The organism is Ureibacillus sp. 179-F W5.1 NHS (genome assembly GCF_045369345.1).
GTDB lineage: Bacteria > Bacillota > Bacilli > Bacillales_A > Planococcaceae > Ureibacillus > Ureibacillus halotolerans.
The window spans coordinates 15,568-38,926 of the sequence record NZ_JBIQFG010000013.1; the positions used below are offsets into that span (position 1 = coordinate 15,568).

Consider the following 23,359-nt stretch of genomic DNA (forward strand, 5'->3'; position numbering starts at 1 on the left):
AATTAGAACCATAATTATATTGTAAGGAGAGATGGAAGTGGCAATTCAATTATATTTCGTTTTCAATGGAAATTGTCGAGAAGCAGTAGAATTTTATGCAAAAGTTTTTAAAACAGAGGAACAGAACATTATGTCTTTCGGTGATGCTCCACCGGATCCAAATCATACGATTCCAGAGGAAGCGAAACATTTAGTCATGCATGCAAACTTGGAAATTGCTGGCAGCAAAGTGATGTTTTCAGATACATGGCCTGGCTCTCCTTTTACTGTAGGAAACAATATTACAATAGCCGTTGTAAGTGAAGATGAAGAGTTGATTCGTTCTGCCTTTGATGGTTTAAAAGAAGGTGGGAAAGTGAACATGGAACTACAAGAAACTTTCTGGAGCAAATGTTATGGCCAAGTAGTGGACAAATTTGGCATCGAATGGCAACTAAGTCTAGAAAGTAAAGAACAATAAATCAAAAAACGGCCTTTATTCCCGCATATCATTGGAATAAAGGCTTTTATTTTTCCTAACTACATATTCGTACGACTGTTTGCTCCCATTGTTTCTTCCATTCTACCCAATTCAAATTCTTAACATATATTAGAGAGAAGTTACTACCGAATGAACAAACTAGAAAGAGGGGTTAAGGGTGGGGAAGGAGAGTTCCAAGCTTACTTCGTATGTATTGTTAATTTTATTAATCGTTATTTGGGGAGTTAGTTGGCCAATTTATAAAAATGGGGTAAGTTTTATGCCACCCCTTCTTTTTGCAGGAATAAGAGCTTTTATTGGAGGCATTCTTTTATTTTTCATTGCATGGAAAAGTCGTTATATCCTCCAATTTCGGAAGAACTGGCATTACTATGCTATTTCTGCCACATTGAACATTGTCCTTTATTTAGGAATCCAAACAGTTGGGCTTATTTATTTACCGGGTGGATTGTTCTCCGTTCTTGTCTATTTTCAACCTGTACTGTTAGGCATCCTCGCATGGTTGTTTTTAGGAGAGGGGATGACGATTACGAAAATAATCGGCTTAATCATTGGATTTATTGGGATATTACTTGTGAGCATTGAAGGACTGACCATCCACCTTTCCATTATAGGAGTATCCCTAGCCCTTGCAACCGCTCTAGTATGGGCAAGTGGCGTTGTTTATGTAAAGAAAAATAAAGAGAAGGTAGATCCTTACTGGATGGTCGTTATGCAACTAGTTATCGGTGGGGCCTTTTTATTAACGGCTGGATTTATTGTAGAAGATGTGCAACTCATTAGTTGGAACGGTGAGCTTATTTCAAGCATTATTTGGGGATCAACAGCAGGAATGGCCATTGCACAATTCCTTTATTATAAATTAATAAATGAAGGAGAAGCGAGCAAAGTAGGAGCTTTTACTTTTATCGTCCCGATTATTTCAGTCATTATTAGTGCCATTTTTTTAGATGAAACGATTACGATCAACTTATTTTTTGGCATGATTCTCGTAGGAACGAGTATTTATTTAGTGAATTATCAACGAAAAAAACTTTCAGCTTAAAATGAAAATACTCCGGAAGGGTCATTCTTTAGGAGTATTTCCTCTTCATAAAGACAAAAGAACCCTTATTATAATAAGGGTTCTTAATGCAGACAATGAACTCTTGTCCTTATCTATTTATTTTAGTTTGTTTCGATTAATCCATATTTTCCATCACGGCGTTTATAAACGATGTTCGTATGGTTCGATTCTGCGTCTGTATATACGAAGAAATCATGACCAAGTAAATTCATTTGAAGAATAGCTTCTTCCTGATCCATCGGTTTTAAGTCAAATTGCTTTGTTCGAACTACTGTAAATTCCTCATCATCTGTCGTTGTTGCTGCGATGCCGTTCCCTACTTCATGGGCAAAGTAAACACCTGCCCCTTCACGTTCACGGAATTTACGGTTAACCTTTGTTTTATGTTTACGAATTTGGCGCTCAAGTTTGTCAACGATTAAATCGATTGCTGCATACATATCATCATGACGTTCTTCTGCACGAAGTGTGACATTTTTCATAGGAATTGTTACTTCGACCTTTGTTTGCTTGTCATTGTACACTTTTAAATTGACATTAGCGTTTGCATTAACACCTTCGCTGAAATAACGTTCGATTTTCTCGATTTTATTTTCAACGTAGTCGCGAATCGCTGGAGTTACCTCAATGTTTTCACCACGAATGTTAAAGTTAATCATGTAAACTCCTCCTTTGTTACACCTATGTAAATATATATTCGCCATCGGTTCAAAAAATCCTACCAGTTTAAAAGAATATTTTTCATCTTTCGACATTTTTATTCACAAAAAATTAACATACCGAGAAAATACATATATAACATGTAAATGTAACGTTAAAATTTCTAAGTAACAAAACTAAAGTAAAAGAAAAAGCCTTACAAATGTAAGACTTGTTTCCTGCACAACGATTAAACTTGTTGTGTATTACTATATTGTTGTTGACGAGTAATTTGAATTACTTGTTTCCAAGTATCACGAAACTCAGTTGTTAACCCAATGACTTCATCGATAATCACCGTATCATTTTTCACATTTGCCTCCATTAGACGGCGATTCATATATTCATATAACGGAAGCATTTGTTTCGAAATGTCATAGTCCATATTTAAAGTGGACATCAACTCTTGAATAATAGCTTGAGCCTTTTGAAGGTTTGTATTTTTTTCTTGGATGTTTTGTTCTTCTATTGCTTTTTTTGCCTTCGTTAAAAACTTCAAACAGCCGTTATATAACATTAACGTCAGTTCTCCAGGCGAAGCAGTTGTCACACTGTTTTGTTTGTAAGCATTAAGTGCGGAATTTTGTACTGCCAATATGGGACACTCCTTTAGAGAGATACATTATAGTTTTCATACCAAGTAATTATCTACCTATTCATTTTTATTGAATTGGCTAACAAATACTTTATTTTTTCTTATCGTAATACATGCCGTCCATTACTTGAACGGATGCATACGGATTCATATATTGTTTTTCATGTTTCTTTGATTGTTGCAAATCTTTCATATCTTGCTTCACAAGTTTCATCGTATCGTCTAGGCGTGCTCGAATCCCACTATCCAACTCTACTAAAGTGGTATGAAGTTTATTTGTTGGATCCATTTGAAAGCCTTCTTGTCGAAGCTTTTCAACAATCGTACCGCGCTCATCCAACATGTCGTTGATTTCATCAATAAATTCGGAACGCTCTTCCCCTTTAGGAATGTTCGTTAAATGTTTCAATAGTTTCGCGGATATTTGTAAAAGTTGCTGTGTATTATCCATTGGTCTACTCCAATCAAAAGGAATTAATTTATGCTGTTTGGAAAAGACTTGCTTGGCTATTTGCTTTGTTAATGGCCGATTCCATTGCCGTGAACTGTCTCCAGTAACGCTCTTCAATGTTTTCTAACTTATCTAACCATCTCTTGATACTGCTATCTACTTCATTCAAACGTTTTCCTAAAGTAAACGTATCATTTGTTGAAGTTGATTTCCCTGCTTTTTTCTCAATGTCTGTTGTAAACTCTTTTAGTTCGTCACGTAATCGTTGGGCTATTCCGCGCGAGTCAACAGTTTTTCCATTTTCATCCTTTGTAACAGAACCTGTTTGTGTAAACATAGATGCCACTTGGTCTGGATTTTTTTCGATAGCACTACGCAATTTATCTTCATCAATAACTAGTTTACCACCATCCGAGTAAGTGGAAGATGTCGTAATTCCTATTTCTGCTAAAGAATCCATTGTAGCATCACCTAAACCTGCTACAGAATTCATAAATGAGCTACGCATACCATATAAACCGTTCGTTAAAATGGAATCATTTCTTAGCAAACCTGATTTAGCTTTTGCTTCCCATTTTTCAATTTCGTCTTCAGACATTTCTTCTTTTTGCTCGTCTGTTAACGGTGGATAATTACGATCATAGCTCTCTTTTAATTTGCTATTAATTGTCGTTACAAGCCCATTATAAGTTTCAACAAACTTTTTAATTTTGTCCACCATATCATCAACGTCTGTTGATGAAGTAAGTGTAACAGGGTTAATAGTTGTTGCATTACTTATTTCATTATTTAAGAACGAATTTAAATCAACTTCATTATTAGAAGAATCGTAAGCTTTATTCGTATTAAAATCGTATGTAATTCCATAGTTTTTCGTTAAAGCATCACTTAAAGTAGACTTTGCTGAATTCAAATTATTTGTAGCTGTTTCAGCATTAACGATACTTGTTTCTAATTGTTTGTTTGCATCAAAATAAGCTTTAACATCTGTAAAAGTTTGATCTGTTTCACCATTTAAATTATCTGCCAAACCTTTGAAAATCGAAGCTGATGAAGTGAATGAAATAGAAGCTTCTGCATCTCCTGTTGCTTCTGTCTCAGAAATGAACATCTTTTTTAACTGTTCCACTTCAGATTCAGTAAATAAATTTGTTTCACTATCGGCAGAATATAAGCCTTCCAGTTCTGTTTTTAACACAGCCGGATCCTCAAAATTCAAAGAAGAAAGTTTCTTTAATTTTTCTGCTCCGTTTTCTCCTAAATTCATTAAATAAGCATTTAATGCATCATCTGTTTCAACTGAGTCAATCGCTGAACGAATGTTCGAACTTAAAGCTGATTTTTTTGCCGATACATCATTTTGAGCAGCATCCAAATTATTCATTGCATCATTATACTCAGAAGAAGCAATAATGTAATTATTGTACATATTTTTTGTGTAATCTGCTGTTATAGACTGATTATTAAAAGTCGAGCTAAGGGTTACTGTATAACCATTTATAGTAAATGTATTGGAACTTCTTTCAGTCGCAATTCCATTTATAGAAAAGATCGCATTTTGACCACCAGAAGCTAAATCAAGAGAAGTACTACTATCAAAGTTGCCAGTTTGATCACCAAAACCAAGCTTATTAAATAAAGTAGCACCCGTTCCAGCCGATACAGTTACCTCGGCTCCATTTTCGATATCCCCCATATTTTTTGCAGTAATGGAAAGTTTGCCGTTCTCGAAAAGGGCAGTAACGCCAATATCGCTACTATTAATTTTTTTAACTAATGAATCAACTGTTTCATTTGCATCAATTGTAAATTCTTTTGAACTTAATGTACCACTACTATTAATCGCACTTAAAGTAAATTTGGAACCACTTGCTAAACCGGTTAAATCGGTAATTTTACTTGAACCTGTAGCTACAATCGTTGACCCTACTCCTTGTGCTGATTTCGCTAATTGACTTACACCATCAATCGAAATAGTACCTGTAGCAGAGGAACTAGCCGTTGCAGTTACATAGGATGAATTGGAAGATGTTACTGTTTTTTTATAAAAGTTACTTGATAGACGATAATTATCGAATAAAAAATCATCAAAAGAACTTAAAGCTGTATTAATTTCTCGATAGGCATCCCGTTGCCATTCGTATTTTTGTTGTTGTTGATAAAGCTTGTTTAAAGGCGCTTTTTCAGCAGACATTAACTTTTCAACAATCGAGTCAATGTCCATACCAGATGCTAACCCACCTACACGTGTTACCATTTATATACCCTCCAATGAATTATATTTTTTCGTCTACGATCATTCCGACTAGCTTTTGCATTTCATAAAATGCATCTAGCAGTTTTTTGGGTGGAATTTCTTTTACTACTTCTTCTGTATCTTTATTTACAACTTGAACGAAGTAACGTTCTAAACCTTCATGGTAAACAAACTTTGCCGAATTATGGTTAATTTCTAGAAATTCATTTAATGAATCAACCGCTTGTTTTAATTTTCCTTCCGTTACTTCACTATTTTCCAAAGTGGCATTTTGTTGATTTGTCATAGTTGTCGTATTTGAGCTTCCTTGCTTCTCTACTTGTTCTATCGATGCACTTTGAACCGTCTTCATTACCGTTGCACTTTCTACAGCATGTTGTGACGAAATACGCATGATCTCATCCTCCTTGATTTTGTCCGAGCGTATAAAGTTCAGTTGAGACAATTTTTGTATGTATTATATATCGGCAATTAAAAATGATATTTCATATAAAAATAGAAAATCTAGTTAAATAAAAAAAACTAAGCATTTAAATTATGCTTAGTTTCAGATTGTCGACAAAAGGCCTTCAGAATGGTCACATTCTGAAGGCCTTTTGTAATTTTGAACGTTTTTCGGGTATTTGACAGTCTTATTTTAAGCAAAAGCACTCTACGAGTATTCTATTTAGACCATTTCTGGAGCTTGCCATGTCCAATTGGCAAGCTTCTTTAAATTCATGGCAGCAAAAGTAAGCATCGCCTGCATGGACAATTTTTTAATCCCACGTAGGGTTGTCCATCGCATACCATGCTTTTCTTTCGCATCCGCAAAAACACGTTCAATCGTTTCTTTACGTCTTGCATATATTTGTTTGATATCGTTTTGATGACGAAGATGATCCGCTTCCTCTACATGATGTGCCCAAATATGACGCTCAATAATTTTTCGATGGTCTTTACTGTTCGTACATCGAGCAAGCAAAGGACAGTTTGCACACTCAGTAGGGTTCGATTTGTATTGGCGTTTTCCATCTTTAGTCGTTGTCGAATATTTTAGGATTTGCCCTTCCGGACAAAGGTAACAATCATAGTACTCGTCATATACATAATCGTGTTTACGTAAAAATCCATCCTTCGTTTTTGGTCGTGTATACGGAAGTGCCGGTTGAATATCATGTTCAAATAAAAACTTAGTAATCGCAGGTGTTTTATAAGCAGCATCGGCCGCAACCGCAAGTGGCTTCTTCACTTTTTCCATTACCTTTTCAACAAGTGGCTGAAGCATATGACTATCATGAACATTCCCAGGTGTCACAATCGATCCAAGTATAAATCCATACCTATCCGCTGCCGCATGGAATGAATAAGCAAACTGCTTCGTCCGTTCATCTTTTACATAGTAGCCACTTTCAGGATCTGTCGTACTCTCTTTAATTTCCTTCATCTCTTCTTTTTCAAATTTATCTGGCGGGAATGGTTTCTTCCCATGATCAATCCGATCTTGATTCAACTCTTCTTGAAGTTTAGCTTCATATGCCCGAGTCTCTTTGCGTACAATCTTCTTTTCGAATTTACGTTTATTCGCACTGGCTTTAACATGAGTTGAATCGATGAAGACATGGTCGGCACTTAGTAATCCTTTATCTGCAATTTCTTTAAGAATTCGATAGAAGATCTGTTCAAAGATATCCGTATCTTGGAAACGACGTTCATAATTTTTACCGAAGGTAGAAAAGTGCGGTACTTCAGAATGGAATCCAAATCCTAAAAACCATCGATATGCCATATTCGTCTCGATCTCTTTTATAGTTTGACGCATTGAACGAATTCCAAATACATATTGAACAAATGTCATTTTAATTAATACGACTGGATCCACACTCGGTCGACCTAGTGTTGAATACAGTGGTTCTACTAGTGGATAGATGAAGGAAAAATCAATAGCTGATTCAAGCTTTCTAACAAGATGATTCGGTGGTACAAGTTGTTCAATTGTAATCATCTCAATTTGATCACGTTCATTTATTTGATTTTTCGACATCATATCCATTCACCTCAGACATTTATTTAGAAAGGAGTTGATTGTAGTGTAGGCGGCGACTCCTGCGGGAAAAGCGTGAAGGCCGATACCCCGCAGGAGCAAAGCGACGAGGAGGATTGGGCCACGCCCGCGGAAAGCGTCCGCCGAAACGGAAATCAACTAACTCTATTTCAGAAACTATTACTTTTATTTTAAAAGAAAAAAGACTGTAGGCAAACTCGAAATTTCGAGTTTGTCTACAGTCTGAAACTAAGCATTTAAATTATGCTTAGTTTACTATTAATATTTTAAAATAAATCATTAAAGATTAAAGGAGTACCTGCCTTTATTTGTTTCTTAGAGATTTTACCAATTACACGATCCCAATATTTTGGCTCAAGTCCATAACCTGGTCTGACAATTTTAATATTTTCTTTTGTGAAAGGCTCTCCTTGTTCAATATCTTTACATACATAAATAGAACGTCGAAATTTTAAAGATGCTTTTTCTTTATCAGTTGGTCCATAAGTTACCTTTCCTAACGATTGCCATGCTCTTTCAGTTTCTTCAACTAACATCTTCATTTCAGAAGGTTCCATTGAAAATGCAGAATCGACTCCACCATCAGCGCGTGATAAAGTAAAATGTTTTTCTATTACTGTAGCACCTAACGCAACACTAGCGACTGCTACACCAATACCTATAGTATGATCCGATAAACCTATTTGAACATTCTCAAATAATTGTTGCATATGCGGAATAGTTAATATATTCGTATTTTCTGGGGTTGCTGGATATGTACTTGTACATTTTAATAAAACTAAATCTTTACATCCTGCTTCTGTTGCGGTTTTTACTAACTCATCCAATTCTGCTAAAGTCGCCATTCCAGTAGAAATAATCATTGGTTTTCCTGTTGATGCAACTTTTTTTATTAAAGGTAAATCAGTATTTTCAAAAGAAGCAATTTTATATAAAGGAACATTCAATTCTTCTAAAAAATCTACAGCTGTTTCATCAAAAGGAGTACTGAAAGCAATCATTCCTAATTCTTTAGCACGATCAAAAATCGGCTTATGCCATTCCCATGGTGTATATGCTTGTTGATATAATTGATATAGGTTTTGTCCATCCCATAAACTGTTTTTATCATTAATTTTAAAATCGGGATTTTCAATATTCAAAGTCATTGTATCTGCTGTATATGTTTGAATTTTAAGAGCATGTGCTCCAGCTTGTGCAGCAGCTTCCACAATTTCTAACGCTCGTTCAAGCGATTGATTATGATTCCCTGACATTTCAGCAATAATAAAGGGTTTGGATTGAGGACCAATCTCATGTTGCATTAATTTTATTTGTGACATTTAAAATCGCTCCTCTAATTCTTTTCTAATTTTTTCTTCATTCAATAGCCATTCATTTTGAAAAATACTATACAAATAGACATCTTCATACCGGTTATTCCTTAAAAGGTGCTTTCTCAATATACCGTCTAATTGAAAGCCTAATTTTTTATGAAAATTTCTACTGATTATATTAGATTCTAAAACTTCCGCACATACTTTTCTAATTTTTAAAGTTGAAAAAATATAATTTAAAGATGTGTAACCTAGAAAAAGTCCAGTTCCTTTACTAGAGTTTTTTTCTCCAATATAAAAACCCCATTCGCAACTATTTGATTCCACATTCATGTTTGTAATATTTAATACGCCATAATCTTTATCTTCCACGCTAAATATTTTACATATTCTCTTGTTAGACTGTTGAAGTTGATTGTACCATGCAATGTGCTGTTCATAACTTATTTGAGAGTTATTAAACATAACAGAGCGAATGAAGTCTTGGTTACGCCAAATTAGCACCTTTTCTAAATCATCCCTTTGTATGTCTCTTAAAATAGCTTTTTTCATGATAATCAACGCCTCTCATTTAAACAATTGAATACAGTTAGCTTTTGATTCATTTAAAAATGTTACATCCGTAATTATCTTTTGCAAGGCACTGATAATAATGGACTCGTTTATCTCTTGGGATAAACCTAAAAAATAAATAATTCCCTTTTCATTTAAGGCATTTGCTATTTCTACTTGATTATCTGCAACAGCAATAACAATTGAAGGTAAACTCAAATAAGCTCTTTCCCATGTTGTTGTGCCTCCAGCACCAATGGCTAAATCAGCTTTTGCCATTAACTCGGCAACATTATTAATTTGACAATAATATGTAAAATTACTAGACAGTTCACATAACTGCTTAATTTTCTTTTTATTTGGATTTGATTTTCCGACAATGACATCTGCCTTAATCTCATATTTTTTTATTATGGGAGCAATCGCTCGAACGACTTTTTCTGTTTCATTTGTTGGATCACTACCTCCAAAAAATATAAAAAGACGTTCCAATTTCCCGTTAAATTTTTTCAAATATTTTCGTGCCAATACGAATTCATCTCTTAGAAGGGCATGTTTAGGACCAAGAAGGAGTTTGGTCCCTTCAGAAACTAATCCATTATAACGGGAAGACATATTTAAATAAAAGTTTTGATCTAGTAAAATATCACAGTTATGTGGTCGATTCGCTAAATCATCGATGACGAAGATTTCTTTAACGAATTTCCTCATTTTACTTTCCCATTTCTCATCTAATGAATAGTGATCAACTACCAATTTATCAACTGTAAATTGATTAATAATTTCAATTGTCTGTTTTGCATCAATTTCCCAATTCATTTCGGTGTAGCTCCATAAGGATTCTTCAACGAATGGTAATTCATATACAGAAAATCCATTTTCCTTAATAAAATTGATACTATCTCCCTTTGCCTTTCGACAAATAAATGACACTTGATTACCAGCAGCTCTTTCCTTATTAGCGAAAGTTAAGCATCTCATTACATGTCCAGTGCCTATTTCAATTGAAGAATCCGTCCTAATGAATATTCCCATAGAATCACCTATATTTTCTTTTGCTCAATATGCGCATTCATTTTATACCAATTTGGATTTTGTTCCATTAAGTTAATAACTTCGTTCATAGAAAAATAAGGATTTTCATTATAAAGTTTCTCGATAATTAATCTAATTAATTCAAAATCTTCAACTGTATCAACTGTCCAGCGATACTTACTATAATCCGTTTCATTTCGTACTGAGCCAATGTTAAACTTTTCTGGATTAGAGTAAAAATAAGCTGTTACATGTTCACGATCCCTATTTAAAAAAGATTCTTGATAAGCTTTTTGCAAAGCTTCAAAAGAAAATACTTCCGTATCCATGCCTCTTGGATAGGTCCGCTCTACTGTATTTGAAACATAATCAAAATCATGTTCTATAAAATGTTGAATTGTGCGATCAACAACTTGTGAATCAATTATTGGACAATCAGATGTAATACGTACAATGATTTCTGATTTAAATTTAAGGGCAGCTTCGTAATATCGAGCTAATACATCCGATTCTGGACCTCTATATACAGGAACTGTTTGATTGATGCAAAATTCTTCAATAATATCGTCTTGTTCTTTTATAGTTGTAGCAATGACTATTTGATTTATATATTTGGATAAACTCAAACGTTCCAATTGATAGGATAATAATGGTCGACCATTAACCTCTTTCAATATTTTCCCAGGTAATCTTGTCGAACCCATTCTTGCTTGAATGATGGCAACAATTTTCATTTTTTCACCTGCATAATAACTGTTTTAACTGCTTCAATAACATCAACTAAATCTTCATCTGTCATTTTAGGGAATAATGGTAAAGTTATAATTTTTTCGTATAAATCCTCTGCTTGTGGAAAACTTCCTTTTTTATAGCCTAACTGCTGATAGTAATTTAAAGTATGTACAGGAATATAATGAACATTTACACCAATATTAAGTGCAATTAATTTTTCAAAAATTTCTCTTCTATTAATAGTAAGCTTATGGAGATTTAATTTGAGTATATATAAATGCCAACTTGAATCACTATCTGGACTTTGATAAGGTATAACGACTTCTGGCATTTCTGCAAAGGCTTCGTTATATTTCTTTACTATCTCTTTTCTTCGTTCAATAAATTTATCTAACTTTTTCATTTGACTTACACCAAGGGCTGCTTGGATATCCGTCATACGATAATTGTAGCCTAAAAATTGCATATCATAATACCAAGGACCGTGATTTTCTTCTAATAACTCTCTATCCCTTGTTATTCCATGGGATCTAAATTGGACAAGTTTTTGATAATAGTTTTTATTATTTGTTGTTATAATTCCACCTTCCCCAGTTGTGACATGTTTTACTGGGTGAAAGCTAAACATTGTCATATCCGAAAGCGATCCTACTTTTTTCCCTTTATAAGACGCTCCTAGAGCATGCGCTGCATCTTCAATAACAACTAAATTATGTTTTTCTGCGATGGAATGTATGGCATCTAAATTTACAGGCTGCCCCGTAAAGTGAACTGGAATAATGGCCTTTGTGTTATCAGTAATCTTTTTTTCAATTTCTTTGTGATCGATATTATACGTTTGTTCATCAATATCTGCGAATACAACAGTACCTCCTACATATCTAATACAATTAGCACTGGCAGCAAAAGTAATAGGTGTTGTTATTACTTCATCTCCTACAGTAATACCGGCTGCAAAACATGCACCATGTAAAGCTGCTGTACCATTGCTAAAGGCTACAGCGTATTTTGAACCAACATACTTAGCAACTGTTTTTTCAAATTCTTTAATCGAAGGTCCAGTTGTTAGAAAATCTCCTTTTAAAACATTTACAACGGTTTCAATATCTTCTTCATCCAAGTACTGCTTTCCATATGGTAAATATGTATCCCTCATAGTCTATTGCTCCTTAAAGAAAAAATGCAGTCATTGACTACATTCCTTCTACTAGTTCTTTTAATTGTTCAATCGTTAACCAATCCGTGTTGGAATCACTAGTATAAGCAAAACCGTCTGATAACTTTTTCCCTTCAAGATGTTTCTCTTTTTTCCACCAAGTAAATTCTGGCTGAATAACATAATAATCATCAAATTCAACTGTATGCCGTGCATCATCTTCCATAATCATTGCTTCATGTAATTTTTCTCCAGGGCGAATTCCGATAATTTCAATTTCACATTCTGGAGCAATTGCTTTAGCAAGATCAGTTACTTTCATACTTGGAATTTTAGGAATAAAAATTTCTCCACCTTGCATACGTTCTAAATTATCCAGCACAAATTGAACTCCTTGATCGAGTGTAATCCAAAAACGAGTCATACGTTCATCCGTAATTGGAATAACACCCGTATGTCTAATTTTTTTAAAGAATGGAACGACACTTCCGCGACTTCCTACAACATTCCCATAACGCACTACCGCAAATCTTGTTTTTTTATCACCTACATAAGAATTTGCTGCTACGAACAATTTATCTGATGCCAATTTTGTAGCTCCATATAAATTGACTGGACTACATGCTTTATCAGTTGAAAGGGCGATTACTTTTTCCACCCCTCGATCAATTGCAGCTTCAATAATATTTTGCGCACCGTGGATATTTGTTTTAATTGCTTCGAATGGGTTATATTCACAAGCATCTACATGTTTCATGGCAGCAGCATGAATCACGATATCAACCCCATCAAATGCTCGATTTAATCGATCTTTATCCCGTACATCTCCAATGAAAAAGCGAATTCTCTCATCCTTAAATTCTTGTTTCATTTCGTATTGTTTTAATTCATCTCTGCTAAAAACAATAACCTTTTTCACATTTTCTTCTAACGCTTTTTTTATAAATTTTTTCCCAAATGACCCAGTACCACCTGTTACTAATACTGTTTTATTACCTAAAATACTCATTGTAAATTACTCCAATCAATTTCCTGTCAATTTTTATTGAAATGTCTATTATTATTATTATCGGTAATTAAATTAAAAAATAAAGAAAAACCTATGATAACATAGGTTTGAAATATTTTCCTATTATAATATTTTTCACTCACTCTTATAGGAATACACAATTTTATAAAACTTGTCTTGATTAATGAACTCAACTTTATGAATCTTAGCTCCATTGAGTGCAGTATTAAAAACCTTCAAATTAGTAGAATCCTTCATTTTTGTATTAAACCACATGAAATAGGAATGTAAATTAGGGGTTGTATAAATTTCTTCCCCATTGTTCGAGAGTACTTTTAACAAATTTTCATTTTTATGAACAGTTCGACCCGATGTTGAAAAAGTTGCATGGGTTTTATTTTCTTTGAAGCCTAAATCTTGTCCGAAAAGAACAATTGTATCGAAGCCTAAAAATTTTAGAGTACTAAACCCAGTTGTTGCAACAGAACCACCTGTTTCCACTAAAGGTATATTATTTTGTTTTGCAATTTCTTCTGCTTTCTTAAAACCAGATTGAAATAATATATATCTCGTATATGAATAATTTGAAGTTGCTTCATAATTCGCTGTACTTAAGTAAAATAGTACCCCATCAAAATTAGTACCTTCTAACTGCTGTATAATATTTTTCTTAGGATCAGAGATGATTACAGCGTCTGGTTTAATACCTTCCTTCAACAAAACTTTTAATGCCGAACCTACACATAAAATATAGAGTTGTTCTCTTACATTTTTTATCCAGGTTTTTGTTTCATTGAGTGATGGACCACTCGAAACTAAACAAGCTATTTTATTATCCCGTTTCGTTTCAGATAGATAATGTTTTAAGTTTTTATCATTTAATCTTATATTATTCGAAAAATTTTCGTCCAAAAGTTTTTTTTGATTGCTGTAGCTTTCTTGTTTAATTTTTATATCCGCTAAAAAGTTGTATAGAGGATTCGATTTATTTAATACTTGTAACCATGCATTTGGAATAATAATTTGAAAATTTTTATTAATGTTAATTTCTTTTGGATCATAGATAATATGAACATTCGGAAGCGTTAATATATCCTGAGAAATTGTAGATTGAATAAAATTTCCTGTTCTTGTTTATCGACACATAGAACATATATTTTTTTGCTTTTCACTTTTTTTACAATTGATTGTAAATGATATCCTAATCCTAAACCTAGTAATAAATAACCCTCTGCCCCATGATTTATCTCTTTTTCAATAAAGGATTCAACATGATCCATCGGTTTATACTTACTATAAATATGAATCCCGTCAACTGTAAGTGTTTGATTTCCATCTCTAGCTATATCAACTTCGAACTTCATTGTTCAATCACAATTCTATTACATTGCTCAAAAAATTCAGCAATCTCATATTCAAATAAATCAGCAACTAAATGAAAATCTTGAATTTCTAATGCATTGTTTATTTCCGTCAAAAACTCATGGATTTTATCTATATTCGATGTAACATTTACTTCATTTTTCTTTAATAATTCAGCAGCTTCTGTTAACCATATTACACCTTCTGAAAAATCCTTTACATTTAATAATGCAGCTTGTATTTGATCGTCTCGGAATTTGTTTGCAATTGCTATACAACCGCTCGGTAATTTATTCAAATATTCATTATAACTTTCAATTACTTCTAGTACGACGTTTTGCAACTTTCCCACTCCTAATTTTCAATTTCAGTAATGACATCCCTTAAATTGACTTTTACCTTTTTAAAAGCTTCTAATAACCGCTTATATAGTGTATAAGTTTGATTCCATACCCGTTCAAAAGCTTCTTTCTGAGTTTCATTCGGTTTTTCCAAATAACAATTCGAAACTTCGATTGTAATTGGACCAATAAGAAAATGAACTTGGATTTTTTTCGACTTTTGATTTATTTCCTTTTCAATTTTATCGAACAAATTAAGTGTATGTTGATCAAAGAATGTATTGTTTTTTACTTTATGTAAAACATGGATTCCTTTAATTAACAGATTTTCTAGATCCCCTATTAATTTCAACTCCTTTTTATAAATGTCTACAACTTCTTTGTCTGTTTTATAAATTGCATTATTGTTATCTAGATGATCTAAATTTTTCACTTTATTTGTATCAACATAAGTGTCAACAAAATCTTGGAATGGAAGTTGTTCATACCCTTTTAGTTTCACTCCACCCTCTGTACAGTTGAATATGGGAACGAGTGGTTTATAAAAACGAATAATTTCTTCAAATACCATTTTCATAGATAAAAAATCTCGGGATGTATGAACGGTTTCTCCATAGTACCCTTCAACAGGTATTAGTTCTAAATTCAACTCAGATAACTGTTCGACTTCTTTTGCAAATTTATTTCCTTTAGCATGGGTTTGATTATTTGTATAGGCTAGATCTTGCCCTAACATGGCGATTGGACCAGAGTTAAGCAACCCAGCAACAGTAACACCATAATGGGCCACAGTTCCCCCACCAGCTAAAACAGGTAAATTAATTCCAATATTGTTTAATAAGTACTTTCCAACTTCCTCTTGGCTGACTTGCGTAAATACATATCCTTTTTTTCGGAAGGATTTTCGAACACCGGAATGATTATAAGGTGAATATATTAATCTCGCTTTATCAAATTGGAGATCTTTAAAATGTTTATAATTTGGTTCTCCTCCGTCAATTGAAAGGACAAAGTCTGGTTCCAAGTCAGCCGCTAATAGGGAGTTGACAGTAGAACCGGAAGCAATAATAATCACATGTTCTTGAATTTTTTTGAGCAAAGGGAGTTGTTTCGTTAAGGACGGCCCGCCCGCTGCTAACACTACCGGTAAATCAAACTGATTATGTAAAACAGATAAAGATTCATCTTTAGCAATCATTGGGACATTAATGGAAAAGTTCCGTTGCCATTGGTTTGCAAAAAACACTTCCGTATTATAATTAATTTGTGTTTTATTTTGAAAATCCCGCAAGTAAACTAACAGATCCCGATAGTTATTTGCAAATAACTTATCATAATTTGGGGTTAAAATAACCTTTATCTTTAATGCTTTCCCCTCTGAAATAGTTGAAATCAAATAACCTAAAGTATTTACTGTACTTTCTCCCCAATAGAATACTTTTTCACTGTTTTTATGGCGTTCATCAATTTGAATTTTCCCCATTTCAATTAAAGGGTCAACAATGATGATTGACTCATTTTTCATTTTTTTAAGTAAACTATCAACGACATATCCTTTCCCATATCCAAAAACAATGTGGGTACAGTTCATACTATATTCTTTTTCTGCAATTCGCTCGGATTCTATGATCGGATTATATTTACTATGTACATGATATTCATTTATTTTTAATGTTTCATCGCCTGATTTGGCAACCTCTATGTTTAAAATGTATTCAGTCAAAATCTCCACCTCATATTAAATATCGTCCGTTTCATATATAAATGAAGATAAAAAAACAGAAGAGGAAACCCTCTTCTGTTTTTTCAGGTTAAAATTAACCTAGTAATTGAAGTACACCTTGTGGTTGTTGGTTAGCTTGAGCTAACATAGATTGAGCAGCTTGCATTAAGATGTTGTTCTTAGTGAAGCCCATCATTTCAGCAGCCATATCAGTATCACGGATACGTGATTCAGCAGCAGTTAAGTTTTCAGAAGTTGTACCTAAGTTGTTGATTGTGTGTTCTAAACGGTTTTGAACCGCACCTAAAGATGCACGAGTTTTAGATACTTTGTTAATAGCGCTGTCTACGATTGAAATTGAGTTATCAGCAGCAGTTTGAGTTGTGATATTAATACCTGCAGTACCACCATCAGATACACTTGCTGCAGCAGTTACAGATACACCTAATGCACCTGCAGTCATTGTTCCAATAGATAAGTTAATGCTTTGACCTGAGTTTGCACCGATATGGAATTGTTTACCACCAGCTTGAGTTGCATTACCACCTGAAACTTTAGTTGCAGTACGTGTGAAAGTACCGTCTAATAATTTTTGAGTGTTGAACTCAGTGTTTTTTGCAATACGTGTAATCTCATCAGATAAAGATTGGATTTCTAATTGTAATGCTTCACGGTCAGCAGTTACGTTTGTGTCGTTTGCAGATTGAACTGCTAATTCACGCATACGTTGTAAAATTGAGTGAGTTTCGTTAAGAGCACCCTCAGCAGTTTGGATTAAAGAGATTGAGTCTTGAGCGTTTTTAGACGCCATGTCAAGACCACGGATTTGTCCGCGCATTTTTTCAGAGATAGCAAGACCAGCAGCGTCGTCGCCAGCACGGTTAATTTTGTAACCTGAAGATAATTTCTCAAGGTTTTTAGAAGCTTGAGTGTTGTTGAAAGCTAGGTTACGGTGAGTGTTTAAAGCTGAAATGTTGTGTTGAATTCTCATTTAGAATTCCTCCTTGAATTTTTATTAGATAATCCACATCCGTGTGGAATTGCTTGGCTTTGGAATAGTACCATCGCCTTACATTACTAATATCGTCCCATTTGAAATTAGTTTAATAGATTTTAAAAAAATTTTTTCTATTTTTTTTCAAGCTACATAAAAAAATCCACCCAGCATAACCGAGTGGATGAAATCTACTTTTTTTTCAATTGTTCAAGTATATTTACATTCGTATTTAGTGCTTCTTTATTTTGTTCTTGAATCGCTTGAAAAACTTCAGAACGATGGACTTTTACATTTCTCGGTGCAACGATTCCTAGTTTTACTTGATCACCATCAACAGATAAAATTTTCACTTCGATATGGTCACCAATCATAATCGATTCATTCTTTTTACGGGATAGGACAAGCATTATTTTGCACTTCCTTCCAATGTACTAATTGGAAATCTTAATGGGTAAGCAGCACTATCTTGTAATACAATTTGTTTTCCAAGTTTTTTATTCACATTAATGACAATAGGTGCTAATAGATTTAAAGTTGATTCTATGAAAGTTTCTTTTAACGTCACTATGGAATAGACGATCACATCTTCTTCCTTCTCAATTTTCAAATCTTCTTTATCTTCATCACTTATATCAAATTCATAGTCCTTTTTAAAAGCGAAAGGATAAGCAACGACAAACCCAATTTCTGCTTTTTCCGTTGATTGAAGTACCGCCAACGGAAGGTCACCATCTATAGGAAGAAGGACAAACTTTTTTAAATCAGGGAAACCTGGAAGTCCGTATTCAAACGTAATAATATCTCCATCGTTTATTTCTACTTCTCCTAAAAATTTTGTTTTTATATTCATATTAATTGCTCCTTTTATCCAATGAAATCAATATCTATTGATGGACGTTGTACTACTTCGTGGGTTACTTTTCCTTGTTTATAATCATATATAGGTCGATTAATTTGAACGTCTATTTCAGGTTTCTGCGGTGTATAATTTGTTTCTACCTTACCTGGCGTATAATCTATTTTAACAGAACCGACGGATGGAATGAATTTAATGTTCATTGGTACTCGATGGGGACCATGATTTTGCTTAGCAATATTAGCTATAATCGCTCTCCCCTGTCCCTTTCCACTATTCTCCAAAATTTGTCGCCCTTCTTGTACTGCCTTCGCTATCCCCTTTAATACTGCCTGTCTGCCATCAGCCACATATTTTTGGACCGATTCTTTCGGTGTTAACAGTCCTAAATCTTGCCAAGCTTGCGACTGATCAATTTCAAGCTTTCCTTTTGTTGTTTCAATATTTAATTTTCCATTAGGCTGCTTTATCGTTTGATTGGCCTTTGGTTGTCGAATGATTTGAACAGGATCTTGAATATGCATATTCAGTTTTATCTCAGTTTTCGTTATATGAAGCTTAGGGAAATTCAACTTATTCACCTTCTTTTAATAAAAGCGTTTGAACAAGTATGTCCAAACGCCATGTGAAAATTATAAAAAATTGACTAAAGTTTGTTGAATGATTTTTGCTCCTACAGAAAGGGATGCTTGATGAATCGATTCATAGGTAATCATTTGTGTGATTGCTTCAGCATAATCAACATCTTCGTTTTGCGACATTTGTTTTGTCACATTAATTTCCTGTAAAGAGAGGCGATTCGTCATCATTTCCACTCGGTTTTGTCGAGCTCCAACATCTGCGCGAGCCTCTAACACTTTATTTTGAAGTTCAGATAAAGTATCGTCAGTACCATCTGCTAGACCGCCTAATAGATTTCCAATTTCCTCACCGTCAGATGCATCCAGTGCCGAAGAAATATTCGCCATTAAATCATCTACATTTTTAAATAGTTCTGTACCATTAGACGTATTTACCTGTATTTGAATTCCATCAAATACTTCCATATTTACTTCTCCTGATGTTGCAGAAATAAATTCACCTGTCGAGCTGTCATAGGTTTCTGGATTTAATTCACCATTGACGAACAATGGAGATTGGGTTTTCGTTCCATTAAAAATATATTTATCAGCAATTTTTGTATTGGCGACATCTTGAATTTGACTTCGAATTTGATCGATTTCAAGTTTAATTTTTTGACGATCATCTGCAGTATTCGTATCATTAGCAGCTTGGACAACCAATTCCTTTACTCGGTTTAAAGCGTCCCCTACTTGTCCTAATGCATCATCGGATGAATCTAACCAGGAATTAACTTCGTTCATATTTCGTTCAAATTGGCTAACTTTATTTAAATCTGTTCGATAACTCATACCTTTAATAGCAATGACCGGGTCATCGGAAGGGCGAGTAATTTTAGAGCCTGTATTAATTTGATTTTGTAACTCAGACATTTTCGAATAGCTAGTACTTAAATTTCTTAGCATGTTATTAGATAACATAGATTGGGTTACGCGCATAACAATCTCCTTTCTTTACATCTAAATTGGAATTCTATTTTATAATCCAACACGGCCCATGCCGTTAATAATTTTATCTAGTGTTTCATCAATGACTGTAATCATTCGCGCATTGGCATTATACGCTTGCTGGAATGTAATCATATTCGTCATTTCTTCATCTAATGAGACAGAACTCATGGAAGCACGGTTATTTGCAACAGTTAAACGAATCGTTTCTGAATTATATTGTAGACGGGCTGCTTCTTGTCCATCTACTCCCAATTGTCCGATTAAACTTTCATAGAAGGATTGGAAAGTAGCACCATCTAGATCCGTTGTCGGCGTGTAAGTAACATTTGCATCGTTAGGGTTCGTACGATCTAAATCAATTGTAAATCCATTAGCTCCTACTGCCTTACTTTGTAAGTTCGCTAATTCAGTTGCCCATTTCCCATTTCCTTCTTCACCTGGAGCGGAAGATGCAGCAATTTTTTTAGGATCATTTTTAATTTCAGCGCTTACTTTAATTGTACCTGCCGTTATAGTTCCAGCAGAAGTTGCTGTTGCACCTTCTCCTACGAAGAATAGTCCCCCGTCTGGAGCTGTCGAATCATTTGTAGAATTCAATGTATAACCTGCTTGATGTACTGTATTAAATGCTTCCACAAATACTTGGGCTAATTTATCTAAATTCGCTAACATTTCAGGATAGTACCCTTCAGTTGTCGGACTATCTGTATTTTTGAAACCGTACGAATTAATTAATGATAGCAGTTTACCTTTAGAATTCTCAAAATCTGCTTCTTCAAAACTCCCTTGAGTCGTTGTACTATCGGGTGGATTTCCAATATTAGAAACAACAATTTGGGCAAATGGATTATACCCTTTCGTTGCTGCGTCATCCACATTTCCATCTACTTTATTTCCTGCAGTATCTAATGCCTTCAGTTCTGCATAGTCTTTTCCATCAACTAAAGTCATCGTTGTACCATCAGCAGTTTTATAAGTAATTTTATAACTACCTTCTGCAATTTCTAAAGCGTTCCCACCAGATTTTACTCGTTCAACTGAAACTGGTATGTATTCGTTTAACTCATCAAGCAAAGTATCTCGTGCATCGTATAAATCATTCGGCATATAACCATTTGGCTCTACAGCTTGAATTTGTTTATTAATTTCAGCAATTTGTTTCAAAATTGAATTGATTTGAGTAGTGGATACATCAATTTCATTTCCGATATTTCCTTGAATTTGTTTTAATTGTGTATCAAGGTAGTTAAACGTATCAGCCAAATGTTCTGCCCTTTGAATGGCAACTTTCCGTGCAGCTGAATCTTCCGGGTTAGTACTAACATCTTGTAAGGAACTCCAGAATAAATTGAAGGCTTCGTTTAAACCATATTCCGACGGTTCAGACATAACATCTTCCATTTGTGAAATTGCATTTGCTTTCGATTCCCAATATCCTAATTTATTTGTTTCTTGACGATATTGGCGATCGATAAATTCATCTCGAATACGTTGGACCGATGTCGCTTCCACGCCTGTCCCAATATGTCCTGCTGTCATTGGAGAGTTCAAACCTGCGCCTGGATAACCTAATGTGGAAGCCATATTCACCCGTTGACGCGTGTAGCCTATTGTATTGGCATTGGAAATATTATGACCAGTCGTGTAGAGTGCACTTTGTTGTGTAAAAAGTCCTCTCTTACTTGCTTCTAATCCCATGAATGTGGAGCGCAAAACTAACTCCTCCTTTAAATTGTTTTATGTATATGGAGCACGGCTCTCGATACCGTGCATATTGATTTAATTATGCTTGTGAATCAAATAATGATTTTTTAGACAAAGGATTATTCGTGTTCGATGCCTTTCCCGAATAGTTCATTTGCTCTTGGTTAGGGCGCATCATATCTAAAGTCATATGGACGAATTGTAAAGATTGGAATACGAGTTTTTGATTTAAATCATTTTGCTTTCGTAAATCATCGATAACTGCCATTAACCGCTTCCGTACCGATTTTAATTGCTCTCGCTCTTGTTCTAAATCAGCCGCTTCGATCACATCGAGAACAGTTGGAGTGTCAGCATATACAATTCCTTTTGCGTCCAAGTAATCCATTACTAGTTGCTGACGCTGTTGCTCGAGCTGTTCAATAGCCGCTATATGGGATTGCTCATTTTTTAACATCGTATCTAGTTCGTCCATATCGCCTTTTTTCACAATTTCTGTCTTCTGAATTGCTAGCTCAAACAAACTTTTATGCATTTTTTCAAGTTTTTCTAAAACCGATATGATTGATTGAAGCGACATGGTGAAAAACTCCTTTTCAACTATTTACGATAATAATTCAATAAATCTTCAGCTACTTTATGAGCATCAACTTTATATTCACCCGATTGAATTTCTTCTTTTAGCTTTTGAACTTTTTGAGCACGATCTGTACTATAATTTAAAGAAGTTGACAATGCTTTTGCGGTAGTTGAAATTTCAATTTTATCAGTAACGTTCGTTTTTGCTTCTTTTGGTTTAACATTTACTGGTTGTTTGTTGTAAGGATTAATTCCATTTACACCCAATGATGTAATTTTCACAACTACCCCTCCTCTCATCATTCTTGTATATTTTATATTTCGGTTAAATTAACAAAATGTTAACGTTTCTCATAGAAAAAGCTTATACTTTAACACAACTAAAATCTAGAACGATTAATGTGCCAATTATTTACCTTTATTTACGAAGTATGTTCCCTTTTCATTGTTTGCCACATTTTCTCTAAATTCTTTAGCTGCTTCAAATGTACGTAAATCAGATTTCAGTTCATTTTGACACGACTCGCACAATTTCCCTTTTGTCGTCAGGTGACCACAATTATCACAAGGATAACCTAAATTGGGGAAAAGGGCAGGATGAAGACGATTTTTCCGAACCCATCTATATAATAATTCTTGCTCAACACCTGTTGCTTCCACAATTCGTTCTACTGTTGCTGCACGGTTTTCTCGTTTACGTAAAAAGCGGTAAACGATTTCGTACATCTCCTCTTCTTTTTGTGCACATTTATGACAAACATCTCGAATACCCGTATAGTTGAAAAATTCACCGCAATTAGGACAATTTTTAATTTCAGCCATCATCGTTTCCT

27 protein-coding genes are annotated in these 23,359 nt (G+C 34.2%); 2 read left to right on the forward strand and 25 right to left on the reverse strand.

Annotated elements, in window-relative coordinates; genetic code table 11:
- Positions 1-31 precede the first annotated feature (31 nt).
- Complete coding sequence (locus tag ACH0B5_RS08110) at positions 32-460, forward strand: VOC family protein (protein WP_406927685.1); 429 nt, start codon at positions 32-34, stop codon at positions 458-460.
- Positions 461-638: 178 nt separating this feature from the next.
- Positions 639-1,526, forward strand: coding sequence for a DMT family transporter (locus tag ACH0B5_RS08115; RefSeq protein ID WP_122971045.1), 888 nt, complete (start codon positions 639-641; stop codon positions 1,524-1,526).
- 122 nt (positions 1,527-1,648) lie between these two features.
- On the opposite strand, the gene hpf is transcribed toward ACH0B5_RS08115, so the two are convergent.
- The 25 genes from hpf to ACH0B5_RS08240 all read right to left on the reverse strand — a co-directional run bounded on the left by hpf (position 1,649) and on the right by ACH0B5_RS08240 (position 23,348).
- On the reverse strand, positions 1,649-2,206 hold the full coding sequence (hpf, locus tag ACH0B5_RS08120; protein ID WP_122971046.1) for a ribosome hibernation-promoting factor, HPF/YfiA family: 558 nt from the start codon (positions 2,204-2,206) through the stop codon (positions 1,649-1,651).
- 230 nt (positions 2,207-2,436) lie between these two features.
- The gene (fliS, locus tag ACH0B5_RS08125; protein WP_122971047.1) at positions 2,437-2,841 is read right to left on the reverse strand and encodes a flagellar export chaperone FliS; all 405 of its coding nucleotides are present in this window, start codon (positions 2,839-2,841) and stop codon (positions 2,437-2,439) included.
- A 91-nt stretch (positions 2,842-2,932) separates the two neighbouring features.
- On the reverse strand, positions 2,933-3,292 hold the full coding sequence (fliT, locus tag ACH0B5_RS08130; RefSeq protein WP_122971048.1) for a flagellar protein FliT: 360 nt from the start codon (positions 3,290-3,292) through the stop codon (positions 2,933-2,935).
- A gap of 28 nt (positions 3,293-3,320) precedes the next feature.
- Positions 3,321-5,549 (reverse strand): flagellar filament capping protein FliD, encoded by a 2,229-nt coding sequence (gene fliD / locus ACH0B5_RS08135; RefSeq protein ID WP_122971049.1) that lies wholly within the window; start codon positions 5,547-5,549, stop codon positions 3,321-3,323.
- Positions 5,550-5,568: 19 nt separating this feature from the next.
- Positions 5,569-5,943, reverse strand: coding sequence for a flagellar protein FlaG (locus tag ACH0B5_RS08140; protein WP_122971050.1), 375 nt, complete (start codon positions 5,941-5,943; stop codon positions 5,569-5,571).
- 273 nt (positions 5,944-6,216) lie between these two features.
- Positions 6,217-7,575, reverse strand: coding sequence for an IS1182 family transposase (locus tag ACH0B5_RS08145; RefSeq protein WP_191709097.1), 1,359 nt, complete (start codon positions 7,573-7,575; stop codon positions 6,217-6,219).
- A gap of 284 nt (positions 7,576-7,859) precedes the next feature.
- On the reverse strand, positions 7,860-8,915 hold the full coding sequence (gene pseI / locus ACH0B5_RS08150; protein ID WP_406927686.1) for a pseudaminic acid synthase: 1,056 nt from the start codon (positions 8,913-8,915) through the stop codon (positions 7,860-7,862).
- Entirely contained in the window at positions 8,916-9,461 is a 546-nt protein-coding gene (pseH, locus tag ACH0B5_RS08155; RefSeq protein WP_406927687.1) for a UDP-4-amino-4,6-dideoxy-N-acetyl-beta-L-altrosamine N-acetyltransferase, read from the reverse strand.
- 15 nt (positions 9,462-9,476) lie between these two features.
- A complete protein-coding gene (pseG, locus tag ACH0B5_RS08160) occupies positions 9,477-10,496 on the reverse strand; it encodes a UDP-2,4-diacetamido-2,4,6-trideoxy-beta-L-altropyranose hydrolase (RefSeq protein WP_406927688.1) in 1,020 nt (339 codons plus the stop codon).
- An 8-nt stretch (positions 10,497-10,504) separates the two neighbouring features.
- A complete protein-coding gene (locus tag ACH0B5_RS08165) occupies positions 10,505-11,230 on the reverse strand; it encodes a cytidylyltransferase domain-containing protein (RefSeq protein ID WP_406927689.1) in 726 nt (241 codons plus the stop codon).
- Complete coding sequence (pseC, locus tag ACH0B5_RS08170) at positions 11,227-12,384, reverse strand: UDP-4-amino-4,6-dideoxy-N-acetyl-beta-L-altrosamine transaminase (RefSeq protein ID WP_406927690.1); 1,158 nt, start codon at positions 12,382-12,384, stop codon at positions 11,227-11,229. The genes ACH0B5_RS08165 and pseC overlap by 4 nt, the downstream gene beginning before the upstream one ends.
- A gap of 37 nt (positions 12,385-12,421) precedes the next feature.
- Positions 12,422-13,393, reverse strand: coding sequence for a UDP-N-acetylglucosamine 4,6-dehydratase (inverting) (pseB, locus tag ACH0B5_RS08175; protein WP_406927691.1), 972 nt, complete (start codon positions 13,391-13,393; stop codon positions 12,422-12,424).
- Positions 13,394-13,528: 135 nt separating this feature from the next.
- Entirely contained in the window at positions 13,529-14,305 is a 777-nt protein-coding gene (locus tag ACH0B5_RS08180; RefSeq protein ID WP_406927692.1) for a motility associated factor glycosyltransferase family protein, read from the reverse strand.
- Positions 14,306-14,478: 173 nt separating this feature from the next.
- Positions 14,479-14,757: a hypothetical protein gene (locus ACH0B5_RS08185; protein WP_406927693.1), complete on the reverse strand. Its 279-nt coding sequence runs from the start codon at positions 14,755-14,757 to the stop codon at positions 14,479-14,481.
- Entirely contained in the window at positions 14,754-15,098 is a 345-nt protein-coding gene (locus ACH0B5_RS08190) for a DUF8042 domain-containing protein (protein WP_406927694.1), read from the reverse strand. The genes ACH0B5_RS08185 and ACH0B5_RS08190 overlap by 4 nt, the downstream gene beginning before the upstream one ends.
- Positions 15,099-15,109: 11 nt before the next feature.
- Positions 15,110-16,819 carry a motility associated factor glycosyltransferase family protein gene (locus tag ACH0B5_RS08195; RefSeq protein WP_406927695.1) on the reverse strand — a complete coding sequence of 570 codons (1,710 nt, stop codon included), beginning with the start codon at positions 16,817-16,819 and terminating at the stop codon, positions 15,110-15,112.
- A gap of 94 nt (positions 16,820-16,913) precedes the next feature.
- Positions 16,914-17,810, reverse strand: coding sequence for a flagellin Hag (gene hag / locus ACH0B5_RS08200; protein WP_406927696.1), 897 nt, complete (start codon positions 17,808-17,810; stop codon positions 16,914-16,916).
- A 194-nt stretch (positions 17,811-18,004) separates the two neighbouring features.
- Positions 18,005-18,223 carry a carbon storage regulator CsrA gene (csrA, locus tag ACH0B5_RS08205; RefSeq protein ID WP_122971064.1) on the reverse strand — a complete coding sequence of 73 codons (219 nt, stop codon included), beginning with the start codon at positions 18,221-18,223 and terminating at the stop codon, positions 18,005-18,007.
- Positions 18,223-18,666 carry a flagellar assembly protein FliW gene (gene fliW, locus ACH0B5_RS08210; RefSeq protein ID WP_406927697.1) on the reverse strand — a complete coding sequence of 148 codons (444 nt, stop codon included), beginning with the start codon at positions 18,664-18,666 and terminating at the stop codon, positions 18,223-18,225. Before fliW ends, csrA begins: the two co-directional genes overlap by 1 nt.
- 14 nt (positions 18,667-18,680) lie before the next feature.
- Positions 18,681-19,244 carry a DUF6470 family protein gene (locus tag ACH0B5_RS08215; RefSeq protein WP_406927698.1) on the reverse strand — a complete coding sequence of 188 codons (564 nt, stop codon included), beginning with the start codon at positions 19,242-19,244 and terminating at the stop codon, positions 18,681-18,683.
- Positions 19,245-19,304: 60 nt separating this feature from the next.
- Positions 19,305-20,231: a flagellar hook-associated protein FlgL gene (gene flgL / locus ACH0B5_RS08220; protein WP_341361801.1), complete on the reverse strand. Its 927-nt coding sequence runs from the start codon at positions 20,229-20,231 to the stop codon at positions 19,305-19,307.
- 39 nt (positions 20,232-20,270) lie between these two features.
- A complete protein-coding gene (gene flgK, locus ACH0B5_RS08225; RefSeq protein WP_122971068.1) occupies positions 20,271-21,956 on the reverse strand; it encodes a flagellar hook-associated protein FlgK in 1,686 nt (561 codons plus the stop codon).
- Positions 21,957-22,026: 70 nt separating this feature from the next.
- Entirely contained in the window at positions 22,027-22,527 is a 501-nt protein-coding gene (locus ACH0B5_RS08230) for a flagellar protein FlgN (RefSeq protein WP_341361800.1), read from the reverse strand.
- Between the two features lie 20 nt (positions 22,528-22,547).
- On the reverse strand, positions 22,548-22,808 hold the full coding sequence (gene flgM / locus ACH0B5_RS08235; protein WP_341361799.1) for a flagellar biosynthesis anti-sigma factor FlgM: 261 nt from the start codon (positions 22,806-22,808) through the stop codon (positions 22,548-22,550).
- Positions 22,809-22,934: 126 nt separating this feature from the next.
- Positions 22,935-23,348 (reverse strand): TIGR03826 family flagellar region protein, encoded by a 414-nt coding sequence (locus ACH0B5_RS08240; protein WP_122971071.1) that lies wholly within the window; start codon positions 23,346-23,348, stop codon positions 22,935-22,937.
- Between the last annotated feature and the right edge of the window lie 11 nt (positions 23,349-23,359).

Bases quoted from the DNA above. Each gene is read 5' to 3' on its own strand.
- ACH0B5_RS08110 (WP_406927685.1), top strand. From the start codon at position 32: ATGGAAGTGGCAATTCAATTATATTTCGTTTTCAATGGAAATTGTCGA.
- hpf (WP_122971046.1), bottom strand. From the start codon at position 2,206: ATGATTAACTTTAACATTCGTGGTGAAAACATTGAGGTAACTCCAGCG.
- fliT (WP_122971048.1), bottom strand. From the start codon at position 3,292: ATGGATAATACACAGCAACTTTTACAAATATCCGCGAAACTATTGAAA.
- fliD (WP_122971049.1), bottom strand. From the start codon at position 5,549: ATGGTAACACGTGTAGGTGGGTTAGCATCTGGTATGGACATTGACTCG.
- ACH0B5_RS08140 (WP_122971050.1), bottom strand. From the start codon at position 5,943: ATGCGTATTTCGTCACAACATGCTGTAGAAAGTGCAACGGTAATGAAG.
- ACH0B5_RS08145 (WP_191709097.1), bottom strand. From the start codon at position 7,575: ATGATGTCGAAAAATCAAATAAATGAACGTGATCAAATTGAGATGATT.
- pseI (WP_406927686.1), bottom strand. From the start codon at position 8,915: ATGTCACAAATAAAATTAATGCAACATGAGATTGGTCCTCAATCCAAA.
- pseH (WP_406927687.1), bottom strand. From the start codon at position 9,461: ATGAAAAAAGCTATTTTAAGAGACATACAAAGGGATGATTTAGAAAAG.
- pseG (WP_406927688.1), bottom strand. From the start codon at position 10,496: ATGGGAATATTCATTAGGACGGATTCTTCAATTGAAATAGGCACTGGA.
- ACH0B5_RS08165 (WP_406927689.1), bottom strand. From the start codon at position 11,230: ATGAAAATTGTTGCCATCATTCAAGCAAGAATGGGTTCGACAAGATTA.
- pseC (WP_406927690.1), bottom strand. From the start codon at position 12,384: ATGAGGGATACATATTTACCATATGGAAAGCAGTACTTGGATGAAGAA.
- pseB (WP_406927691.1), bottom strand. From the start codon at position 13,393: ATGAGTATTTTAGGTAATAAAACAGTATTAGTAACAGGTGGTACTGGG.
- ACH0B5_RS08185 (WP_406927693.1), bottom strand. From the start codon at position 14,757: ATGAAGTTCGAAGTTGATATAGCTAGAGATGGAAATCAAACACTTACA.
- hag (WP_406927696.1), bottom strand. From the start codon at position 17,810: ATGAGAATTCAACACAACATTTCAGCTTTAAACACTCACCGTAACCTA.
- csrA (WP_122971064.1), bottom strand. From the start codon at position 18,223: ATGCTTGTCCTATCCCGTAAAAAGAATGAATCGATTATGATTGGTGAC.
- fliW (WP_406927697.1), bottom strand. From the start codon at position 18,666: ATGAATATAAAAACAAAATTTTTAGGAGAAGTAGAAATAAACGATGGA.
- flgL (WP_341361801.1), bottom strand. From the start codon at position 20,231: ATGCGCGTAACCCAATCTATGTTATCTAATAACATGCTAAGAAATTTA.
- ACH0B5_RS08230 (WP_341361800.1), bottom strand. From the start codon at position 22,527: ATGTCGCTTCAATCAATCATATCGGTTTTAGAAAAACTTGAAAAAATG.
- ACH0B5_RS08240 (WP_122971071.1), bottom strand. From the start codon at position 23,348: ATGGCTGAAATTAAAAATTGTCCTAATTGCGGTGAATTTTTCAACTAT.